The 18,581-nt window shown below is 68.1% G+C and carries 20 protein-coding genes and 1 other RNA gene; 14 read left to right on the forward strand and 7 right to left on the reverse strand.

Annotation, left to right across the window (positions count from 1 at the left end):
* Positions 1-57 precede the first annotated feature (57 nt).
* Entirely contained in the window at positions 58-378 is a 321-nt protein-coding gene (locus tag C8N44_RS05980) for a BufA1 family periplasmic bufferin-type metallophore (RefSeq protein ID WP_107975274.1), read from the reverse strand.
* Positions 379-630: 252 nt separating this feature from the next.
* The gene (thrS, locus tag C8N44_RS05985; protein ID WP_107975275.1) at positions 631-2,577 is read right to left on the reverse strand and encodes a threonine--tRNA ligase; all 1,947 of its coding nucleotides are present in this window, start codon (positions 2,575-2,577) and stop codon (positions 631-633) included.
* Between the two features lie 162 nt (positions 2,578-2,739).
* On the opposite strand from thrS, the gene C8N44_RS05990 reads away from it, so the two are divergent.
* The 5 genes from C8N44_RS05990 (at position 2,740) to C8N44_RS06010 (ending at position 7,141) form a co-directional block, all read left to right on the forward strand.
* Positions 2,740-4,002 carry an MFS transporter gene (locus C8N44_RS05990; RefSeq protein WP_107975276.1) on the forward strand — a complete coding sequence of 421 codons (1,263 nt, stop codon included), beginning with the start codon at positions 2,740-2,742 and terminating at the stop codon, positions 4,000-4,002.
* 58 nt (positions 4,003-4,060) lie between these two features.
* Positions 4,061-4,729: a DNA-3-methyladenine glycosylase I gene (locus C8N44_RS05995; protein ID WP_107975418.1), complete on the forward strand. Its 669-nt coding sequence runs from the start codon at positions 4,061-4,063 to the stop codon at positions 4,727-4,729.
* 125 nt (positions 4,730-4,854) lie between these two features.
* A complete protein-coding gene (locus C8N44_RS06000; protein ID WP_107975277.1) occupies positions 4,855-5,592 on the forward strand; it encodes an alpha/beta hydrolase in 738 nt (245 codons plus the stop codon).
* A complete protein-coding gene (locus C8N44_RS06005) occupies positions 5,589-6,179 on the forward strand; it encodes a histidine phosphatase family protein (protein ID WP_107975278.1) in 591 nt (196 codons plus the stop codon). Before C8N44_RS06000 ends, C8N44_RS06005 begins: the two co-directional genes overlap by 4 nt.
* Entirely contained in the window at positions 6,176-7,141 is a 966-nt protein-coding gene (locus C8N44_RS06010; protein WP_107975279.1) for an alpha/beta hydrolase, read from the forward strand. The genes C8N44_RS06005 and C8N44_RS06010 overlap by 4 nt, the downstream gene beginning before the upstream one ends.
* On the opposite strand, the gene C8N44_RS06015 is transcribed toward C8N44_RS06010, so the two are convergent.
* The gene (locus tag C8N44_RS06015) at positions 7,138-8,319 is read right to left on the reverse strand and encodes an MFS transporter (protein WP_107975280.1); all 1,182 of its coding nucleotides are present in this window, start codon (positions 8,317-8,319) and stop codon (positions 7,138-7,140) included. The two genes, C8N44_RS06010 and C8N44_RS06015, sit on opposite strands and share 4 nt — an antisense overlap.
* Positions 8,320-8,551: 232 nt before the next feature.
* Here C8N44_RS06015 and C8N44_RS06020 point away from each other — a divergent pair, with 232 nt between their 5' ends.
* The 4 genes from C8N44_RS06020 to C8N44_RS06035 all read left to right on the forward strand — a co-directional run bounded on the left by C8N44_RS06020 (position 8,552) and on the right by C8N44_RS06035 (position 10,616).
* Positions 8,552-9,262 (forward strand): alpha/beta fold hydrolase, encoded by a 711-nt coding sequence (locus C8N44_RS06020; protein ID WP_107975281.1) that lies wholly within the window; start codon positions 8,552-8,554, stop codon positions 9,260-9,262.
* A gap of 48 nt (positions 9,263-9,310) precedes the next feature.
* An RNA gene (gene rnpB, locus C8N44_RS06025) (RNase P RNA component class A) lies at positions 9,311-9,685 on the forward strand.
* 131 nt (positions 9,686-9,816) lie between these two features.
* Positions 9,817-9,984, forward strand: a complete 168-nt coding sequence (rpmG, locus tag C8N44_RS06030; RefSeq protein WP_005856346.1) for a 50S ribosomal protein L33 — start codon at positions 9,817-9,819, stop codon at positions 9,982-9,984.
* Between the two features lie 128 nt (positions 9,985-10,112).
* The gene (locus tag C8N44_RS06035) at positions 10,113-10,616 is read left to right on the forward strand and encodes a GNAT family N-acetyltransferase (RefSeq protein ID WP_146178809.1); all 504 of its coding nucleotides are present in this window, start codon (positions 10,113-10,115) and stop codon (positions 10,614-10,616) included.
* Positions 10,617-10,795: 179 nt separating this feature from the next.
* On the opposite strand, the gene C8N44_RS06040 is transcribed toward C8N44_RS06035, so the two are convergent.
* Together C8N44_RS06040 and C8N44_RS06045 are read right to left on the reverse strand one after the other, a co-directional pair.
* The gene (locus C8N44_RS06040; protein WP_107975283.1) at positions 10,796-11,578 is read right to left on the reverse strand and encodes a Bax inhibitor-1/YccA family protein; all 783 of its coding nucleotides are present in this window, start codon (positions 11,576-11,578) and stop codon (positions 10,796-10,798) included.
* A gap of 119 nt (positions 11,579-11,697) precedes the next feature.
* Complete coding sequence (locus tag C8N44_RS06045; protein WP_107975284.1) at positions 11,698-11,907, reverse strand: DUF1127 domain-containing protein; 210 nt, start codon at positions 11,905-11,907, stop codon at positions 11,698-11,700.
* A gap of 125 nt (positions 11,908-12,032) precedes the next feature.
* On the opposite strand from C8N44_RS06045, the gene C8N44_RS06050 reads away from it, so the two are divergent.
* The gene (locus C8N44_RS06050; RefSeq protein ID WP_107975285.1) at positions 12,033-12,911 is read left to right on the forward strand and encodes a LysR family transcriptional regulator; all 879 of its coding nucleotides are present in this window, start codon (positions 12,033-12,035) and stop codon (positions 12,909-12,911) included.
* Positions 12,912-12,914: 3 nt separating this feature from the next.
* On the opposite strand, the gene C8N44_RS06055 is transcribed toward C8N44_RS06050, so the two are convergent.
* The gene (locus tag C8N44_RS06055) at positions 12,915-13,880 is read right to left on the reverse strand and encodes an NADPH:quinone oxidoreductase family protein (RefSeq protein ID WP_107975286.1); all 966 of its coding nucleotides are present in this window, start codon (positions 13,878-13,880) and stop codon (positions 12,915-12,917) included.
* A 291-nt stretch (positions 13,881-14,171) separates the two neighbouring features.
* Here C8N44_RS06055 and C8N44_RS06060 point away from each other — a divergent pair, with 291 nt between their 5' ends.
* The 4 genes from C8N44_RS06060 to C8N44_RS06075 all read left to right on the forward strand — a co-directional run bounded on the left by C8N44_RS06060 (position 14,172) and on the right by C8N44_RS06075 (position 17,242).
* Entirely contained in the window at positions 14,172-14,555 is a 384-nt protein-coding gene (locus C8N44_RS06060; RefSeq protein WP_107975287.1) for a helix-turn-helix domain-containing protein, read from the forward strand.
* 49 nt (positions 14,556-14,604) lie between these two features.
* On the forward strand, positions 14,605-15,408 hold the full coding sequence (hisN, locus tag C8N44_RS06065; RefSeq protein WP_107975288.1) for a histidinol-phosphatase: 804 nt from the start codon (positions 14,605-14,607) through the stop codon (positions 15,406-15,408).
* 71 nt (positions 15,409-15,479) lie between these two features.
* A complete protein-coding gene (locus C8N44_RS06070) occupies positions 15,480-16,838 on the forward strand; it encodes an 8-oxoguanine deaminase (protein WP_107975289.1) in 1,359 nt (452 codons plus the stop codon).
* The gene (locus tag C8N44_RS06075) at positions 16,835-17,242 is read left to right on the forward strand and encodes a CAP domain-containing protein (RefSeq protein WP_107975290.1); all 408 of its coding nucleotides are present in this window, start codon (positions 16,835-16,837) and stop codon (positions 17,240-17,242) included. Before C8N44_RS06070 ends, C8N44_RS06075 begins: the two co-directional genes overlap by 4 nt.
* Here C8N44_RS06075 and guaD read toward each other — a convergent pair.
* Positions 17,206-18,522, reverse strand: coding sequence for a guanine deaminase (gene guaD / locus C8N44_RS06080; protein WP_107975291.1), 1,317 nt, complete (start codon positions 18,520-18,522; stop codon positions 17,206-17,208). The two genes, C8N44_RS06075 and guaD, sit on opposite strands and share 37 nt — an antisense overlap.
* Positions 18,523-18,581: the final 59 nt, after the last annotated feature.

An 18,581-nucleotide genomic window follows, 5' to 3' on the forward strand; every position in this document is an offset into this window, starting at 1 on the left:
CGCGGGCGGTCCTCGCTTGGGGCCGGGCGGCGCGAAAGGCGCCGCCCGGCGTCGGTGTCAGCCCTGCTCGGGCAGGTCGCGGTCGAGCGCCTCGAGGCTGCCCATGCGGTCGGAGCCGTCGGCCATCTGCGGCAGCTCGATGTCCATGCAGGTGCCTTCGTCGACCAGCGTCCAGGCGTTGCCCTGGTAGTCGACGGTGGAGGTGCCGGCGCATGTTGTGCCGGGACCGGCGGCGCAGTCGTTCTCGCCGGCGAGGCTGACGCCGTAGCATTTCTCCTGCGCCTGGGCGCTGGCGGGGGTGGCGTGACCGGCCAGCGCGGCGGCAACGGCACCGAGGATCGCGGCGGTCTTGAAGGGCGTGGAGGGCTTGGCGGACATGGATCGTCCCTTTCGGTGTCATGGACTTTAGAGGTGACCGGGGCGGGTGCCTCCGGATGTCCCCAAGCCTGCGGTGACGCGGCGTCCCGAGCCACTCACGTGGGCGTGGCTCACACGTGTGTCAGCCTGTCGCAGGTATTCGGAAACGCAGATGACTTCTCAAGTATCTGAAAACCTGAGTTTCGCGCAAAAGAAAACGCCCCGCCGGGGGCGGGGCGCTGTCAGAATGTTACCGATCCGGGGGCCGGATTGTTACAGGTGGTCCGGCGGCGTGGCCTCTTCGGCAAGCGTGCTCACGATCTCGGCAAGGGGCGCGACCTGCGTCTGCTTCTCACCGAGACGGCGGACGGTCACGGTACGCTCCTCGACCTCGCGGTGTCCGATGGCCAGGATGACCGGCACCTTGCCGACCGAATGCTCGCGGACCTTGTAGTTGATCTTCTCGTTGCGGATGTCGGCCTCGGCGCGGATGCCGGCCTTGCGCAGTTCCGAGACGACCTCGTGCACGTAATCGTCGGCGTCGGAGGTGATCGAAGCAACCACGACCTGCCGCGGGGCGATCCAGAAGGGGAGCTTGCCCGAGTGTTCCTCGATCAGGATGCCGATGAAACGCTCGAAGCTGCCCAGCGTGGCGCGGTGCAGCATGACGGGGCGGTGCTTGGCGCCGTCGCGGCCGATATAGGTCGAATCCAGCCTTTCGGGCAGGACGAAATCCACCTGCAGCGTGCCGCACTGCCAGTCGCGGCCGATGGCGTCGGTCAGCACGAACTCGAGCTTGGGGCCGTAGAAGGCGCCTTCACCGGGGTTCATCTCGACGTCGTTGGTGATCTTGCGCGTGGCGTCGAGCAGCGCCTTTTCGGCCTTGTCCCAGATCTCGTCCGAGCCGGCGCGCACGTCGGGGCGGTCGGAGAACTTGATGCGGAAGGTCGGGAAGCCGAGGTCGCGGTAGATCGAGGAGAGGAATCCGATGAACTTCTCGGTTTCCTCCGCGATCTGGTCCTCTTCGCAGAAGATGTGGGCGTCGTCTTGCGTGAAGCCGCGCACGCGCATGATGCCGTGCAGCGCGCCCGAGGGCTCGTAGCGGTTGCACGAGCCGAACTCGGCCATGCGCAGGGGAAGGTCCCGGTAGCTTTTCAGGCCCTGGTTGAAGATCTGCACGTGGCAGGGGCAGTTCATGGGCTTGAGCGCGTTGACGGCCTTTTCCCGGGCATGTTCCTCGTCCACTTCGACGATGAACATGTTGTCCTGGTATTTCTCCCAGTGGCCCGACGCCTCCCAGAGCTTGCGGTCGACGACCTGCGGCGTGTTCACCTCGACGTAGCCGCCGGCCTGCTGCTGGCGACGCATGTAGTCCTGCAGCGTGGTGTAGATGGTCCAGCCGTTGGGGTGCCAGAAGACCTGCCCCGGCGCTTCTTCCTGCATGTGGAAGAGGTCCATCTCGCGGCCGAGACGGCGGTGGTCGCGCTTGGCGGCCTCCTCGAGGAAGTTCAGGTGCGCCTTGAGGTCCTCGCGGTTCTTGAAGGCCACGCCCTGCACGCGCTGGAGCATGGGGCGCGAGGTGTCGCCGAACCAGTAGGCGCCCGAGACGCCCATGAGCTTGAAGGCGTCGGCCGGAAGCTGGCCGGTGTGCTGGAGGTGCGGACCGCGGCAGAGGTCCTGCCAGTCGCCGTGCCAGTACATGCGGATCGGCGCGTCCTCGGGGATGCGGTCGATGAGCTCGACCTTGAAGGGCTCGCCCGTCTCCTGGTAGTGCGCGATGGCGCGGTCACGGTCCCAGATCTCGGTGCGGACGGGATCGCGCGCGGCGATGATCTGCTTCATCTTCGCCTCGATCTGACCGAGGTCTTCGGGGGTGAAGGGCTCCTGCCGGTCGAAGTCGTAGAACCAGCCCTTTTCGGTCACGGGACCGATGGTGACCTTGGTGTCGGGCCAGATCTCCTGCACGGCGCGGGCCATGACGTGGGCGAAGTCGTGTCGGATCAGTTCGAGCGCCTGCGCGTCGTCCTGCATGGTGTGAATGGCGATCTGCGCATCATGCTCGATCGGCCACTGGAGATCCCAGTGGGCGCCGTCGACGCTGGCCGAGATGGCCTTTTTCGAGAGCGATTTGGAAATGGAGGCGGCGACCTTGGCGGGCGTGACGCCGGCCTCGTAGTCGCGTGCATTGCCATCGGGGAAAGTCAGGGAAATCGGGGCCATCGGCCTTGTCTCCTCGTCGGTTTGGCGCCCACGGAACGCCCGGTTGCGGGTTATGTCGTCTGCGCTATGTGCTTCTGTCGTCCGGGGGTGTCAAGCTGCGCCGCGGCGGTGCGGCCGCCCCCTGTGACAATTCCCACGCCAGCCAGAGGAGCCAGCGGGACGATGACAGAGCAGAGCGCGGAGCAGGCCGTCTATGCCGGACTGACCGAGACCGGAGACGAGGCTAGCCCGGCGGAGGCGCGCAACGCGCTGAGGCATGTGACATCGCTGGGCATGACCAAGGTGGCGGACGGTCTGATCGATCCCAAGCTGGTGCTGAGCTGGCTTTCGGGGGCGCTGGGCGCGCCGGCGGCGGTGACGGGTCTTCTGGTGCCGATCCGCGAGGCGGGGGCGCTGCTGCCGCAGATGCTGCTGGCGCCGGTGGTCATGTCCATGAAGCGGCGCAAGTGGGTCTGGGCCGCGGGCGCGCTGTGGCAGGGGATCGCGGCGGGCGCCATGGTACTGGCCGGGCTGACGCTGTCGGGGGCTGTGGCGGGCGTGGCGCTTTGCCTTGCGCTGGCAGTGCTGGCGGTGGCGCGGTCGGCGGCCTCGGTCAGCTTCAAGGACATCCTCGGGCGGACGGTCGCCAAGACGCGGCGCGGATCGGTCACGGGCACGGCGTCCTCGGTGCCGAGTGCCGCGGTGGTCGTCTTTGCGCTGTTGCTGATGTCGGGGCTCTTGCAGGACAAGGGGCCGCTGCTGGCGGCGATCGGGCTGGCGGCGGTGCTCTGGATCGGCGCGGCGCTGGTGTTTTCCACGCTGGAGGAGCCCGAGGCGGAGCCGCAGGCGCGGTTGGGCATCGACCTGACCCCCTGGCGCGAGGACCCGCAGTTCCGGCTGTTCGTGACCGTGCGCGGGTTGCTCACGGTGACGGCGCTGGCGCCGCCCTATTTCGTGCTGCTGGGCGGCGGGGCCGAGGCGCTGCAGGGGCTCGGCGCGCTGGTGCTGGCCTCGTCCGCGGCCTCCTTCGTGAGCGCCTATGTCTGGGGGCGGTTGGCGGACCGGTCGTCGCGCACGGTGCTGTCGCTTTCGGGCGTCTTCGGCGCGGTCTTTGCCGGGCTTGCCGTGGTGGCAGAGGCGCTGGGCTGGACCGAGGCGGGCTGGGTCGCGCCGGCGATCCTGTTCGGTTTCATGATGAGCTACCACGGCGTGCGGCAGGGGCGGTCGACCTATCTTGTCGACATGGCCCCGACCGAGACGAGGGCGAGCTACACGGCGCTGGCCAACACGCTGATCGGGGTGTTGCTGCTTGTGACCGGTGCCTTCGGCGGCGCGCTGGCGCTGGCGGGGCCGATGGCGGCGCTGGCAGGTTTCGCGGTGCTGAGTGCCGCGGGCGCGGTTCTTGCGCTGCGGCTGCGCGAGGTGGAGGTGAGCGAGGAGCGCTGACTTCCCTCGGGGCAGGCCTTTGTGCATGATCCCGCCGCGATTTGCGGAGGGTGGGATCATGCGACGATTCGAGGACATCCTGGACGAGGCGGCCGCGCGTCACGGCGGGCGCGAGGCGGTGCTTGCCGATATCGCCGAGCCGAAGTCGGCGGAGGAGATCGCGACCGTGCCAGATGATCGCTGGCTGGCCGAGGTGGCGCGGGGGATCTTTCGCGCGGGGCTGAGCTGGGATGTGGTCGAGACCAAGTGGGATGGGATCGAGGCGGCCTTTGACGGGTTCGATACGGGCAAGGTCGCGGGCATGAGCGAGGATCGCTTCGACAGGCTGCTGGCGGACAGCCGGGTGATCCGCAGCGGGGCCAAGATCGCGGCGATCCGGGACAATGCCGTCTTCATCCGCGAGGTGTCCGAGGCGCATGGCAGTTTCGGCGCGCGGGTGGCCGAGTGGCCGGGCGAGGAGTTCGCGGATCTCTTGCAGTGGATGCGCAAGGAGGGCGCGCGGCTGGGCGGCAATACCGGCGCGATGGTGATGCGCACCATGGGCAAGGACGGCTACATGCTGTCGCGGGACGTGGTGGCGCGGCTGGTCGAGGAAGGGGTGATCGAGGGGCCGCCCAAGTCGAAGCACGCGCTCACGATGGTGCAGGCGGCGTTCAACATGTGGCAGGGGGAATCGGGGCTGAGCCTGACCGCGATCAGCAAGGTGCTGGCCCGCAGCATGGGCTGAGGCCGGCGGGACGCCGCTCGCGCGCGAGACGCGCATCGCCCCGCCCGCCGTCCCGCAGGGGCGACGGACTGCTTGGACTCGCGCGATGCTGCCCTATGGTGGGGCTCGCAACGAAAGGAGGGCCGATGGCCGAGATTGCGCGGATCGACGGGCCGCGGGGCAACCCGCTGGCCTATGCCTATACCGAGGGGCAGGGCCCCTGCGTGGTGTTCCTGTCGGGCTACCGATCGGACATGGAAGGCACCAAGGCGGTGCACCTGGAGGCCTGGGCGCAGGCGCAGGGCCGCGCCTTCCTGCGGCTAGACTACTCGGGGCACGGCCAGTCGGGCGGCGTCTTCGAGGAGGGCTGCATCGGTGACTGGGCCGCGGACGCCGAGGTGGTGATCCGGCATGTGACCTCGGGGCCGGTGGTGCTCGTGGGGTCCTCCATGGGCGGCTGGATCGCCTGCCTGCTGTCGCAGCGGCTGGAGCTTGCGGGCTTTGTGGGCATCGCCGCCGCACCGGATTTCACCGAGGACAGTTTCTGGGCGGGCTTTTCGCTGGCCGAGCGGCAGAAGGTGATGGAGGAGGGGCGGCTCTTGCGGCCCTCGGCCTTCGAGGACCCCTATGTCGTCACCCGCAAGCTGATCGAGGATGGGCGCGAGAACCTTGTGCTGCGGGCGCCGTTGCCAATGCCGTGGAAAGTGCGGCTGATGCAGGGCACCGAGGACGAGGCGGTGACGCGCGAGACCGCGCTGAAGCTGCTCGATCACATCGAGGGCGAGAATGTGCAGCTGACCTTCGTGCGCGGCGCCGATCACCGGTTTTCCAGCCCGCACTGCCTGGCGCTGATCGAGACCATGCTGTTGGAAGTGCTGGGGTGAGGCGGCTCTTCTACGTCACCCACGGGGACGTGGAGATGGACCCGGCCACGCCGGTTCCGGACTGGGGGCTTTCGGTCCGCGGCCGGGCCCGGCACGAGGCCTTCGCGGCGCGGCTGGGGCCGGTCGCTGCGGTCTTTTGCAGCGAGGAGCGGAAGGCGCGCGACGGGGCGGAGATCCTGTGCCGCGGTCGCGGGCTGGTGCCGAAGGCGGTGCAAGCCCTGCACGAGAACGACCGCTCGGCCACGGGGTATCTGCCGCCCGAGGAATTCGAGCGCGTGGCGGATGCCTTCTTTGCCCGTCCCGAGGAGAGCGTGCGCGGCTGGGAGCGTGCGGTCGATGCGCAGGGGCGCGTGGTCGGCGCGTTGCGGCAGATCGCTGAGGAGGTGCCAGGAGGGGACGTCGCCGTGGTGGCCCATGGCGGGGTCGGCGCGCTGTTTCGGGCGCATCTGCTGGGCTCCGGGATCGACCGGAGCCACGACCAGCCGCAGGGGCGCGGCGGCGGGCACGTGATCGAGGTGGCGCTGCCGGATTGGACCTTGCTGCGGGACTGGACGGCGCTGGAGGACTGGCCGGAGATGGCGGAATGAAACTCTTGCTCGGGGCGATGATCGTCCTGCTGGTGCTCGCGGGCGCCGGTGTCGCCTGGACGCTGCGGTCACCGGAACTGGCCGCGGGACACTTCGATGAGGAGCGGCTCGCCGGGGGCGTATCGGACTACCTCGACCAGCAGGAGGCGCGCTTCGGGGACATCGTGCGGGGCGTGGAGAAGCGGGTGCTCTGGGCCGAGGCGCCGGAGGTGCGCACCGGCTGGGCCGTGGTCTACGTGCACGGTTTCTCGGCCAGTTCGGAAGAGACGCGACCACTGCCCGACAGGCTGGCGGCGCGGTTGAGCGCGAACCTCGTCTTCACGCGGCTTGCCGGGCACGGGCGCAGCGGGGCGGCGATGGCCGAGGGCAGCGCCGGGGCCTGGATGGATGACATGGCCGAGGCGCTGGCGGTGGGGCGTGCCGTGGGCGACCGCGTGCTTCTGGTCGGGACCTCGACGGGCGGTACGCTGGCAGCGCTGGCGATGCACCGGCCGATGGCCGAGGGCGTGGCGGGCGTGGTGATGCTGTCGCCCAACTTTCGCATCGCGAACCCGGCAGCGCCGCTTCTACGGGCGCCCTTCGTGTCGGCCTGGCTGCCGTTGGTGATGGGAGATCAACGGGGGTTCGATCCGCAGAACGCCGAGCACGCGCGCTACTGGACCGAGCTTTACCCCAGCCGGGCGGTGCTGCCGATGGCCGAGGTAGTCGCGGCGGCGCGCGGACTGTCGCATGGCGCGGTGGATGTGCCGGCGTTCTTTGCCTTCGATCCGCGCGACAGCGTCGTGGATCACGCCGAGACCCGCCGGGTGGCCGCGGCCTGGGGCGGGCCCGCAGAGGTGGTGGAGGTCACGCTGGGGCCGGGGGACGACCCTGACCGCCATGTGATCGCGGGCGATATCCTGTCGCCGTCGACGACAGAGACTCTGGCGGAGCGGATCGCGGAGTGGACGGAGGGGCTCTAGGCCGTGGTCCGGCGCCGCCGGGAGAGGCCCACGCCGAGCGCCATGACGAAGGGCGCGGTGAGGGCCACGCCCGAGGCCACGTGGAGCACCGCCTGGAAGTCCTGCCACTGGGCGATGAGGCCCGCGGCAGGACCCGCGAGGATTCCGCTGATCATCATGCAGTTCCAGTAGGTTGCGGTGGCCGCTGCCGGTCGGCCCGTGGCGAAGGACTGCACGTAACTGATGCCGAGTCCCGCGAAGAGGCCGAAATAGAGCCCCTCGAGCGCGGCGCCCGCGACCATCTGCGGGAAGGTCTCGACCGCGGCCATGACCTGGATCGTGGCCACGGCCAGCAGCGCGGTGGCCAGCAGGGACCGCTTGATCCCGAAGCGTGAGATCAGCACCGGTGTGGAGAATATGGCGAAGACCTCGATGAAGGTCTTTACGCTGAAGGCGAGGCCGGGCGCGTATCCGGGCAGGCCGACCTCGCGCACATAGAAGATCGGCAGCGCGGCAAGGCAGAGCGCGTGGGCGCAGGCGAGGCAGAAGATGAAGGCCGCGGCCATGCGCAGGTCGAAGGCCATGCCGACGGGGCTTGCGCCCTGCACGGGGCCGGGGGCATCGGCGCGCACGTCGTGCGGCAGGACGCGCCACCAGAGCACGAGCCAGACCAGCGCCACCAGCGCGCTGAGGCGGAAGACCATGAGCGGGCCGAAGGCGTCGGCCACGAGGAAGGCGCCGGCCGGGCCGACCATCCAGGCGGTCGACATCGTGGCGCGCATGTAGGCGTTGAAACGGTCGCGCGGGACGGTGTGGCGTTCGGCCATGCTGCCTCCGAGGCTGAACATGGTCGAGGCCGCGCTGGCGCTGAAGCCGAAGCAGAAGGCACCGATCGTGAGCGCCGTGGCGAGGGCCGGGATCAGCGAGAGCACGGTCGCCGCCGTGAGGAAGCAGGCGGCGGAGAAGCCAACCATGGGAAAGACCTGCGCGCCGCCGTCGATGCGGCGGGCGAGCAGACGGTTGGTGGCGACTGTCGTGCCTACCATCATCGCGGAGTAGACGCTGAGCATCCAGGGCGGCTGGCCGAGAGCCTCGACGAGGAAGAAGCCCATGAAGGGGATGATCATCGCGCCGCAGGCGGTCCCCGTGAACTGAAGAAACAGGAAGGGGACGAGCGGGCGGAGGGAGGCGGAACGCATGACGGGTGTTACCGGTAACTGAGGACCCTTGCCGCCTCGCACGGCTGTGCGGGGGCCGCAACTGTCACGACCGGGGCGAGCGCGGGGTTCCGCCGCTCCGGCCCGCGGCGGGTTTCCCCTCCGTCGAAGGCTCTGGTAGGGCGCATCCGAATGATGGCATTGATGTGGCGGGGCAGACGGGCGCTTGATTGCGGAGGCCGGCGGCCCTGTCGTTTGGAGGGTGACTGGGACGATGCGGGACGCGGTGGTCTTTCTGCCAGGGTTGATGTGCGATGCGCGGCTTTTCGGGCCGCAAATCGCCGATCTGTCGCGCGAGGGGCCGGTGATGGTCGCACCGCCGATCACCGGCGAGCGGATCGAGGAGATGGCCTCGTCCCTGCTGGACGTGCTGCCGCGCCGCGCGGCGCTGGTGGGGCACGGGCTTGGGGCCGCTGTCGCGATCGAGATCCTGCGCCGGGCCCCGGACCGGGTGAACCGCGTGGCGCTGATGGGGATCTCGCCGCTGGGCGAAACGCCGCATGAGGCCGCCGACCGCGATCCGCAGATCATCCGCGTGCGGTCCGGGCGGCTGAACGACGTGATCCGCGAGCAGATCGCGGCGGCGGGCCTCGCGCCGCGGCCGCACCGGGGAGAGATCATCGGGCTTCTGGCCGAGATGGCGGCGGGACTCGGGCCCGAGGTTTACGTTCGGCAGTCGCGGGCGCTTCAGCGGCGGCGGGATCCCCAGACCACGCTGGGCCGGATCGCGGTTCCCGCGCTGGTGCTCTGCGGGGAGCATGATGCCCTCTGTCCGGTCGAACGCCACAGGCTGATGGCCGACCTGATCGAGAGGGCGGGGCTCGAGGTGATCGAGGGTGCGGGGCACTACCCGATGCTCGAATCTCCGGACGAGGTCTCGGATGCGCTGCGCGACTGGCTGGAAGCGCCGGCGGGGGCGCGCTGATCCTGCGGCATTGACCGGGGCGGGCGCGCTCTCTATGTCCCGTCCGGCGCGGAGGGCCGGACGGCCGCTGCGGTGCAAGCCGCGGAGGAAAGTCCGGACTCACCGAAGTACCGGTGCCGGGTAACGCCCGGGCAGGGCAACCTGACGGAGAGCGCCACAGAAAACAGACTGCCTCCGGCCTGGCCGGGGGTGAGGGTGAAACGGTGGAGTAAGAGCCCACCGGGGCCCTGGCAACAGGGTCCGCATGGCAAGCCCCACCGGGAGCAATGCCGAATAGGGGTCTCGCGCGCCGCAAGGCGCAGGGCAGCTTCGGCCCGAGAGATCCGGGTTGGCAGCAGGAGCCGGCGGGCAACCGTCGGCCTCAGATGAATGGTCGTCGCCCCGCAAGGGGTACAGAATCCGGCTTACAGGCCCTCCGCGCATTTTCGGGCCAGTGATCGGGACAAGGGGGCCCGAATCCGCCTTGACATCGCATTGATGACTTGTAGAAGGCGGGTTCCACGAGATTTCTACGGGTGAGCCGCATTCCGGCGCCCCCGGTGCAGGAGACGACAATGGCGAAGCCGACGACGATCAAGATCCGCCTGAACTCGACCGCGGGCACGGGTCATTTCTACGTGACCAAGAAGAACGCGCGCACGATGACCGAGAAGATGACCATCCGGAAGTTCGACCCGGTCGCGCGCAAGCACGTCGAATACAAAGAAGGCAAGATCAAGTAAGACCGGAGTTTCCGGTCTGCTGATCGAGTGGCCGCGCGGGGCATCCCGGCGCGGCCTTTTGCATTGATGTGGCGCGGAATGGTCTTCCGTGCATTGCGTCCGGGCCCAGACGACCTACGTTGGACGACATGACGGACACGACGACACTTCGAACGGCCACGAGCGACGACATCGACGCGATCGATACGCTGATCCAGCGCAGCTACATGACCCTTCTCAAGGACGACTATCCGCCCTCGGTGCTTGTCACCGCGGTGCCGGTGATGGCGCATGCCGAGCCGGAACTGGTCGAGGCGGGACGGTTCTTCCTGGCCGAAAGCGACGGCCGGATCACGACAGCCGGCGGCTGGTCCGAGGAGCCGCCCGGCGGAATGGCGGCGGTGCCGCATGTGGCCCACGTGCGCCACATCGCGACCGACCCGGCGATGGTGCATCTCGGGGGCGGCCGGGCCGTGATGACGCGGCTGATGGAAGAGGCGCGCGCCGCGGGCATGCTGCAACTTCAGGGTCTGGCCGCGCAGAGCGCCGTTGGCTTCTACGAGAAGTTCGGGTTCTCGCCCGAGGCGGAGACGCTGGTGGAACTGGCGGGTGGCATCCGCTTTCCTGCGGTTCTGATGGGCGCCGATCTCTGACCGCGGCGCGATCATGCAAGGCGAGGTGGCCGGTCCGGAGGGGCCGGCCTTTTTCGTGTCGGCACGAGGTTCGACCTTGGTCGGGCCTCTGTGCATGACGCTAATTGGCGTGCCATGAAAAAAGGGCCGGTCCTTTCGGACCGGTCCTTCGTCTTGTCTGTCGACGCCTGCGGCGCAGATTACTCGCGGTTGCCGAGCAGCTGCAGCAGGAACATGAACATGTTGATGAAGTCGAGGTAGAGGCTCAGCGCGCCCATGATGGCAGCCTTGCCCAGCCATTCCTTATCGCCGTGCGCGGCCATCTCGAGGTAGGTGCTCTTGATCTTCTGCGTGTCATAGGCGGTGAGGCCGGCGAAGATCAGGACGCCGAGGATCGAGATCGCGAACTGCATCGCGGCGGACGCGACGAAGATGTTGATGATCGAGGCGACGATCAGGCCGATCACGCCCATGATGAGGAAGGAGCCCCAGCCGGAGATGTCCTTCTTGGTCATGTAGCCCCAGAGGGACAGGCCGGCGAAGGCGATCGAGGTGACCAGGAAGACCTGGATGATCGAGTAGCCGGTGAAGACCAGGAAGATCGAGCTGAGCGACAGGCCCATCACGGTCGCGAAGACGTAGAAGACCAGCTGCGCGGTGGCAGCGGACATGCGGTTGATCCCGGCGCTGAACGCAAACACGAAGATCAGCGGCGCGAACATGATCACCCACTTGAGCGGCGACAGGTAGATCGCCGAACCGAACTGCGTCAGGTAGGTGTTCGCGCTGATCTGCGCAACGGCGCCCGACGGATCGGTCGTTGTGGCAAGACCGGAGATGGCCCATGCCGCAAGGAAGGTGATGAACGTGCCCACGGACATGGTGCCGTAGACCTTGTTCATGTGGGCGCGCAAACCCTCGTCAATCTGGGCGGTGCGTGCGCCGGAGACGCCTGCCGCCCGGATCGTGTTGTAGTCAGCCATTGAAGCCTCCGAGATGAACCCTGATGTCGCCCGCAAAGCGGGCATATTTTGTGTTCTGGATATTGGCAGAGCGGGCCCGGGTTTCAAGGAAATCCGGCCCCGCCCAAGGAAATGTTATTTCAGAGTTTCCAATGATCCGGCGCGTCCCAGGGCGCCCGGGCGGCTTCGCGACGGGCCTCGGCCTCGGTGACGCCGATGTCCTCGAGCAGGTGGGGGTCGAGCTGGGACAGCGCGGTGCGCTGCCGGTGGAGGCTGTGCCAGCGGCGCAGGAGCGCGGAGAGGCCGGGCCGGGGGCGGTGCAGCGTGGGTAGGAAGAGGGCACGGATCATGATGAGGTCCTTCACAGAAATTGATGGTTGATGCTTCCAGTTCGTTATTCCTTGATGAATGTGGCGGGTCGTGCTTGATTAGGGAAACGAATGTTCTTGACGCACTCCATCACGAGGATTGAACGATGCGGAACCTCGACATTGCCACACTGCGCTCCTTCATGGCCGTGGCCGACGCGGGCGGCGTCACGCGCGCCGCGGGCTTCCTGAACCTCACGCAGTCGGCGGTCTCGATGCAGATCAAGCGGCTTGAGGAAATGCTGGGCCTGTCGCTGCTGGACCGTTCGCGGCGCGGGATCACCGTGACGCCCGAGGGCGAGCAGCTTCTGAAGTACGCGCGACGCATGATCGAGCTGAATGACGAGGCCTATGCCCGGCTCACGCAGGTGGACTGGGAAGGCGAGGTGGTGCTGGGCGTGCCGCACGACATCGTCTATCCGGTGATCCCGCGTGTCATGAAGCGCATGCGCTGCGAGTTTCCGCGCGTGCGGCTGCAACTGCTGAGCTCCTATACCTCGGGGCTGAAGGAGAAATTCGCGAGGGGCGAGGTGGACGTGATCCTGACGACGGAAACGGCGCCGGACCCGGAGGCCGAGGCGCTGCTGGAGATGCCGCTGCGCTGGTACGGGGCGCAGGGCGGCACGGCCTGGAAGTCGCGGCCGCTGCGCATCGCCTTTTCCCGGCATTGCGGGTTCCGGGCGGTGGCGGCGGGGCTGATGGACGCCGGGGGCATGGACTGGGAGCTTGCGGTGGATTCGGAGAGCGACCGGACGATCGAGGTGTCGGTTTCGGCCGACCTGGCGGTCACGCCGATGCTCGAGGGTCATGCGCCCGCGCATTTCGAGATGATCCCGCCCGGCACGCTGCCCGACCTCGGGTTGCAGAAGATCGCGCTTTATTCCGGATCGGCCCGGCCGCAGATCGTCGAGCCGCTGGTCGAGTTCCTGCGGTCCGAGTTTTGCTGCCTGGGCGGGGCTCAGGTGCGGGAGATCGCGGCGGAGTAAAGCTCAGGCCGGCAGGGTGATGACGATCTTGCCGGTGGACCTGCGGGTGCGAAGCAGTTCGAGCCCCTCCTCGGCGCGGTCGAGCGGCAGGACGTGGCTGATCTGCGGCTTCAGGCGGCCCTCGGCGTGCCAGTCCATGAGCGTGGCGAGAGACCCGGTCAGGATGTCGGGGCGGAACTGCAGGAACCCGCCCCAGTAGAGGCCGAGCACCGAGAGATTCTTGACCATGAGGTGGTTGGCCCGGATCTGCGGGATGTCGCCGCTGGCAAAGCCGATGGTGATCAGGCGACCCTCGGGGTTGCAGGCGCGGAAGGCGGCCTCGAACTGGGCTCCGCCGACCGGATCGTAGACCACATCGGCGCCGCCGAGCGACTTGACCTCTGTGCGCAGATCGGCGGTTTCCGCGTCGAGCAGGTGGTCGGCACCGGCGCGTCGGGCGGCCTCGAGCTTGTCGGCGCCGCCGGCGCAGGCGATGACCCGGGCGCCCATCAGCTTGCCGATTTCGACCGCAGTGAGCCCGACGCCGCCCGCCGCGCCGAGCACCAGAAGCGTTTCGCCCGGCTGCAGGCGCGCGCGGTGGTCGAGCGCGAGATGGCTGGTGCCGTAGGCGATCTGGAAGCCCGCGGCAGTCACGTCGTCCATGGTGTCGGGGATCCCCACCGCTCGGCTGGCGTCGAAACACCCGTATTCCGCCAGCCCGTCGCGCCCGCCGAAGACGGCGACGCGGTCGCCGACGGCAAACCCGGTCACCTCCGGCCCGAGCGCATCCACCGTGCCGGCCACTTCCATGCCGGGGATGAAGGGGGGCTCGGGGGTGTCCTGGTAGGTCCCGCGGATCATGAGGAGATCGGCAAAGTTCAGCCCGCAGGCGACGATCCGCAGGCGAATCTGTCCGGAACCGGGGGAGGGGGCCGGGTGTTCCGTCAAGGTTGGAGAGAGGCCATGGTCATGCAAAACGAACGCTCTCATATGCTCTCTCCTTCTTCGTCGCTGGCAGGAAGGCGCGTCCGGACGATCAAACGTCGCAAAAGTGACGTAAGGTCGCGTTCCGTCAACCTGCTGTTAAGTCCCATAAATCTACAACCTTTTCGGGAGCCTCGTTAACTAAGCTCATCGAATGGTATTCGAAAAGGTTGATTTCTTCAGCAGAGGCGAGGTAATGAGTTCCAGCTTCTGTATGACGCCGAAACATGTGGGGATGTGTATGTCGTCGTTGACGCAGGGCGTGTGGGAATTGTTCGCAAAGTGGATAGAAAAGACATGGCGCATCCGGTTGACGTACATGTGGGCAAAAGAATCCGGCATCGCCGGTGGCTCGTGGGTATGACCCAACAACAACTGGCCGAGAAGGTCGGTATCAAGTTTCAACAGATCCAGAAGTACGAGACGGGTGCTAACCGCGTCAGTGCTTCCCGGCTCTGGGACATCGCCGACGCGCTCGACGTGCCGGTGAGCTTCTTCTTCGAAGGTCTGGACGCGGCTGAGCAGCATCAGGATGTTGCCGAGAGCAAGTCGGACAAGGTTCCGGCAGACATTCTCGGCGACAAGGAAGCGCTCGACCTCGTGCGGTCCTACTACGCGATCCCCGAAAACCAGCGCCGTCGCCTGTTCGAACTGGCGCGGGTCCTGTCGGACGTCGCTTGAGCCTTTGCCGTCGCTGCGTTAGCGCAAGAGGCGCAGCGCAGGAGACGGCATGGACATTTCGCAGAAAGAACGGGCAGAGCTGCTCGGAACCGCGGCCGCATTGGCGGACGCGGCCGGTGTGGCTATTCTGCCTTATTTTCGTTCCGGGGGCCTGACCGCGGCCAACAAGGCCGGGCAGGGCTTCGACCCGGTGACGGAGGCGGATCGCGCGGCCGAACGGGCCATGCGCGAGATCCTGGCCGAGCGTCGCCCCGACGATGCCATCCTGGGCGAGGAGTACGGCCGGGAAGAGGGCACCAGCGGGTTGACCTGGGTTCTCGACCCCATCGACGGGACGCGCGGGTTCCTCTCCGGCACGCCCACCTGGGGCGTGCTGATCGCCGTGGGCGGGACCGAAGGGCCCGTCCTCGGCGTGATCGACCAGCCCTATACGCGCGAGCGGTTCACCGGCGGCCTTGGTGTCGCCGAGTGGACCGGGCCGCACGGGGGCGGGACGCTTGCAACGCGCGGCACCACGACGCTCGACGACGCGATCCTTTTCACCACCTTTCCCGAGGTCGGCAGTGCCGAGGAGCGCGCGGCCTTCGACCGGGTCGCGGCCGAGGTCAAGCTGACGCGCTACGGCATGGATTGCTACGCCTATGCGCTGCTTGCTGCCGGGCAGATCGACATCGTGGTCGAGGCCGGGCTGCACCCCTACGATATCCAGGGGCCGCAGGCAGTGATCGAGGCCGCGGGCGGGATCGTCACGGACTGGACCGGCGGGCCGGCACACATGGGCGGGCGCGTCGTCGCGGCGGCCAACGCCGACCTGCACGCCCGCGCGCTTGCCCAGCTGCAGGACGCTCAGTAGCCGCCGCTGCCTTTTTTCGTTTCAGTTAAGACGGGCTCTGCTAGTCCTGTGGGATCAGAGCGAAGGGAACCATGACCGAAATTCTGATCCGCAACGCCTACAGCATCGTCACGATGAACGAGATCGGCGAGGAACTTGGCGAGACCGATATCCTTGTCCGCGACGGTGTCATCGAAGAGGTCGGGCCGGGGCTGCGGACCGCCGGCGAGGTGATCGACGCCTCGGGCTGCGTGGTGACGCCGGGGCTGGTCAACACGCATCACCACCTGTTCCAGACCCTCACCCGGGCGGTGCCGGGGGCGCAGGATGCGCTTCTGTTCGGCTGGCTGCGGCGGCTCTACCCGATCTGGGGCGAATACGGGCCGGAGGAGATGTACATCTCGGCCCTGACGGGGCTGGCGGAGTTGGCGCTGTCGGGCTGTTCGCTGAGTTCCGACCACCTCTATGTCTACCCAAACGGGGCGCGGTTGGACGATACCATCGCGGCGGCGCTGGACCTCGGGATGCGGTTCCACCCGACGCGCGGCGCCATGAGCATCGGTGAGAGCGATGGGGGCCTGCCGCCGGATGCGCTGGTCGAGGACGAGGACCTGATTCTCGACGACTGCATCCGGGTCATCGACGCCTTTCACGACCCCTCGGAAGGGGCCATGATCCGCGTGGGCGTGGCGCCCTGTTCACCGTTTTCGGTGAGCCGGGAGCTGATGCGCGATTCCGCGCTGCTGGCGCGCGAGAAGGGGGTGATGCTGCACACCCACCTGGCCGAGAACGCGGAGGACGTGGCCTACTCGCTGGAGAAATTCGGCTGCCGCCCGGGGGAATACGCCGAGGATCTGGGCTGGACAGGACCCGATGTCTGGCACGCGCATTGCGTGAAGCTTGACGAGAGCGAGATCGGGCTCTTTGCCTCGACCCGCACCGGCGTTGCGCATTGTCCCTGTTCGAACTGCCGGCTCGGCAGCGGCATCGCGCCGGTGCGGGCGATGCGGGACGCGGGCGTCAACGTGGGGCTGGGCGTCGACGGGTCGGCCAGCAACGACGGCAGCAATCTGATCGAGGAGGCGCGGCAGGCCATGCTGATGCAGCGGGTCGCGAATGGCGCCGATGCCATGAGTGCGCGCGAGGCGCTGTGGATCGCGACGCGGGGCGGGGCCGAGGTGCTGGGGCGCGACGATCTGGGCCGGATCGACGTGGGCCAGCGCGCCGACATCGCGCTCTGGGACGTGAACGGGCTCGAGAGCGCCGGAAGCTGGGACCCGGCGGCCCTACCACTGGCGGGCCCGCGCCGGGTGCGTCATCTGCTGGTCGAGGGGCGGCAGGTGGTCCGTGACGGCAGCCTTGTCACCGTGGATCTGGGGCGCCTTGTTCAGGAGCAGGGGCGGATCGTGTCGCGGCTGCTCGAGAACGCGCCAAGGCGGCGGGCGCGATGAGGGGGCTGGTTCTGGCGCTGTGCCTCGTGGCCGCCCCGGCGGCGGCCTGGGAGCCGTTGAACACCTACCGCGAAGGGCAGGGTCTGGCGCCGCTCGAACGCGCGCCTGCGCTCGAGGAGATGGCCGCGCGCCACGCCAGTGACATGGCGGAGAAGGGCTATTTCGACCATGTCTCACCCGACGGGCGCGGGCTGACCGAAAGAGCGCGGGCCGTGGGCTACCGCTACTGCAATCTGGCCGAGAACATCGCGCTGGGTCAGCGCAGCCCCGGCGAGGTCTTTGCCTCCTGGCGCAACTCGACCCCGCACCGTGAGAACATGCGGCTCGCCGAGGTGACCGAATACGGGCTGGCCCGTGCGCAGGGCGATTACTGGGTGCTGGTGCTGGGGCGTCCGGGCTGCTGAACCGCGTGGCCGGCCAAGTAGGTGGCCGCGATGGCGCGGTCGTCGCCCATCATGATGGTCGGAAAGATCGCCTCCCAGATGTCGCTGGCGCGCTCCGCCCGCTGCGCGATGGCGGGGGTGGAGGCGAGGTCAAGCACGATGAAATCCGCCTCGCGCCCGGGCTCCAGGTTGCCGATCCGGTCATTCATTCGCATGGCGCGGGCCGATCCTTCGGTGGCGAGCCACAGTAGCTCTGACGGGTGCAGCGCGCGGCCACGTAGCTGCCCGATCTCGTAAGCCGCGGCCATGCTGCGCAGCATGGAAAACGACGACCCGCCGCCGGTGTCGGTGGCAAGGCCCACGGTGTTTCCCTCGGCCAGCAGCCCCGGCATGTCGAAAAGCCCCGAGCCGATGAAGGTGTTCGAGGTGGGACAGTGGACCAGCGCGGCGCCGGTTTCGCGCAGGCGGTCGCGTTCGCGCGGTTCCAGGTGGATCGCGTGGCCGTAAAGCCCGTTCCTGCCGAGAAGCCCGTGGGCCTGGTAGGTGTCGAGGTAATCGCGCGCCTGCGGGTAGAGCGATTTCACCCAGTCGATCTCGTCCGTCTGCTCGCTGAGGTGGGTCTGCATCAGGCAGTCGGGGTTCTCGGCCCAGAGCGCACCGAGCGCGCTCAGCTGTTCCGGCGTCGAGGTGGGCGAGAAGCGCGGCGTGATGACGTAGCGGGCCCGCCCGCGCCGGTGCCAGCGCTGCAGCAGGTCGCGGCTTTGGTCGTAGGCGGCCTGCGCGGTGTCGCGCAGCCCCTCGGGGGCGGTGTCGCGGTCCATGCAGGTCCTGCCGCCCGCCACGCGCATGCCGCGCAGCTCGGCGGCCTCGAAGAAGGTCTCCACCGAGGCGGGGTGGATCGTGCAAAACGAACAGACCGTGGTGGTGCCATTGGACAGCAGCAGGTCGAGATAGCGGCCTGCCACGTCGGCGGCATAGGCTGGATCGTCGAAGCGCATTTCCTCGGGGAAGGTATAGGCGTTCAGCCAGTCGATCAGCCGCTTGCCCCAGCTCGCGATGATGCCGGTCTGCGGGTAATGCGCGTGGGCATCGACGAAGCCCGCCATCAGCAGCCCGTCGCCGTGATCCGTTACCGGCGCATCCGGGTGCGCGGCGCGCAGATCGTCGGCGGCCCCCGTGGCGGCGATCCTGCCGTCCTCGACCAGCACCGCGCCGCGGCGCTCATGGCGTGCGGCGCCCGGCCCCTCGTGGCAGGGATCCCCCGTGAAGGTCAGGGTCTGGCCCAGATGCAGCCCGTTCATCGCCGCTCCTCGTTCTAGAACCGCGCCAGAGTAAGTGCACCGCAGAAAAAGGTAAATCG

This window comes from Allosediminivita pacifica (genome assembly GCF_003054175.1).
In the GTDB taxonomy this organism is placed as follows: domain Bacteria; phylum Pseudomonadota; class Alphaproteobacteria; order Rhodobacterales; family Rhodobacteraceae; genus Allosediminivita; species Allosediminivita pacifica.

Excerpts from the sequence above, each read along its gene's own strand:
- C8N44_RS06035 (WP_146178809.1), top strand. The coding sequence starts at position 10,113 with ATGACGGACACGACGACACTTCGAACGGCCACGAGCGACGACATCGAC.
- rpmG (WP_005856346.1), top strand. The coding sequence starts at position 9,817 with ATGGCGAAGCCGACGACGATCAAGATCCGCCTGAACTCGACCGCGGGC.
- C8N44_RS05980 (WP_107975274.1), bottom strand. The coding sequence starts at position 378 with ATGTCCGCCAAGCCCTCCACGCCCTTCAAGACCGCCGCGATCCTCGGT.
- C8N44_RS06070 (WP_107975289.1), top strand. The coding sequence starts at position 15,480 with ATGACCGAAATTCTGATCCGCAACGCCTACAGCATCGTCACGATGAAC.
- guaD (WP_107975291.1), bottom strand. The coding sequence starts at position 18,522 with ATGAACGGGCTGCATCTGGGCCAGACCCTGACCTTCACGGGGGATCCC.
- C8N44_RS06000 (WP_107975277.1), top strand. The coding sequence starts at position 4,855 with ATGGCCGAGATTGCGCGGATCGACGGGCCGCGGGGCAACCCGCTGGCC.
- C8N44_RS06040 (WP_107975283.1), bottom strand. The coding sequence starts at position 11,578 with ATGGCTGACTACAACACGATCCGGGCGGCAGGCGTCTCCGGCGCACGC.
- hisN (WP_107975288.1), top strand. The coding sequence starts at position 14,605 with ATGGACATTTCGCAGAAAGAACGGGCAGAGCTGCTCGGAACCGCGGCC.
- C8N44_RS06010 (WP_107975279.1), top strand. The coding sequence starts at position 6,176 with ATGAAACTCTTGCTCGGGGCGATGATCGTCCTGCTGGTGCTCGCGGGC.
- C8N44_RS06075 (WP_107975290.1), top strand. The coding sequence starts at position 16,835 with ATGAGGGGGCTGGTTCTGGCGCTGTGCCTCGTGGCCGCCCCGGCGGCG.
- C8N44_RS06055 (WP_107975286.1), bottom strand. The coding sequence starts at position 13,880 with ATGAGAGCGTTCGTTTTGCATGACCATGGCCTCTCTCCAACCTTGACG.
- C8N44_RS05995 (WP_107975418.1), top strand. The coding sequence starts at position 4,061 with ATGCGACGATTCGAGGACATCCTGGACGAGGCGGCCGCGCGTCACGGC.
- C8N44_RS06020 (WP_107975281.1), top strand. The coding sequence starts at position 8,552 with ATGCGGGACGCGGTGGTCTTTCTGCCAGGGTTGATGTGCGATGCGCGG.
- C8N44_RS06045 (WP_107975284.1), bottom strand. The coding sequence starts at position 11,907 with ATGATCCGTGCCCTCTTCCTACCCACGCTGCACCGCCCCCGGCCCGGC.
- thrS (WP_107975275.1), bottom strand. The coding sequence starts at position 2,577 with ATGGCCCCGATTTCCCTGACTTTCCCCGATGGCAATGCACGCGACTAC.
- C8N44_RS06050 (WP_107975285.1), top strand. The coding sequence starts at position 12,033 with ATGCGGAACCTCGACATTGCCACACTGCGCTCCTTCATGGCCGTGGCC.
- C8N44_RS06060 (WP_107975287.1), top strand. The coding sequence starts at position 14,172 with ATGGCGCATCCGGTTGACGTACATGTGGGCAAAAGAATCCGGCATCGC.
- C8N44_RS06015 (WP_107975280.1), bottom strand. The coding sequence starts at position 8,319 with ATGCGTTCCGCCTCCCTCCGCCCGCTCGTCCCCTTCCTGTTTCTTCAG.
- C8N44_RS05990 (WP_107975276.1), top strand. The coding sequence starts at position 2,740 with ATGACAGAGCAGAGCGCGGAGCAGGCCGTCTATGCCGGACTGACCGAG.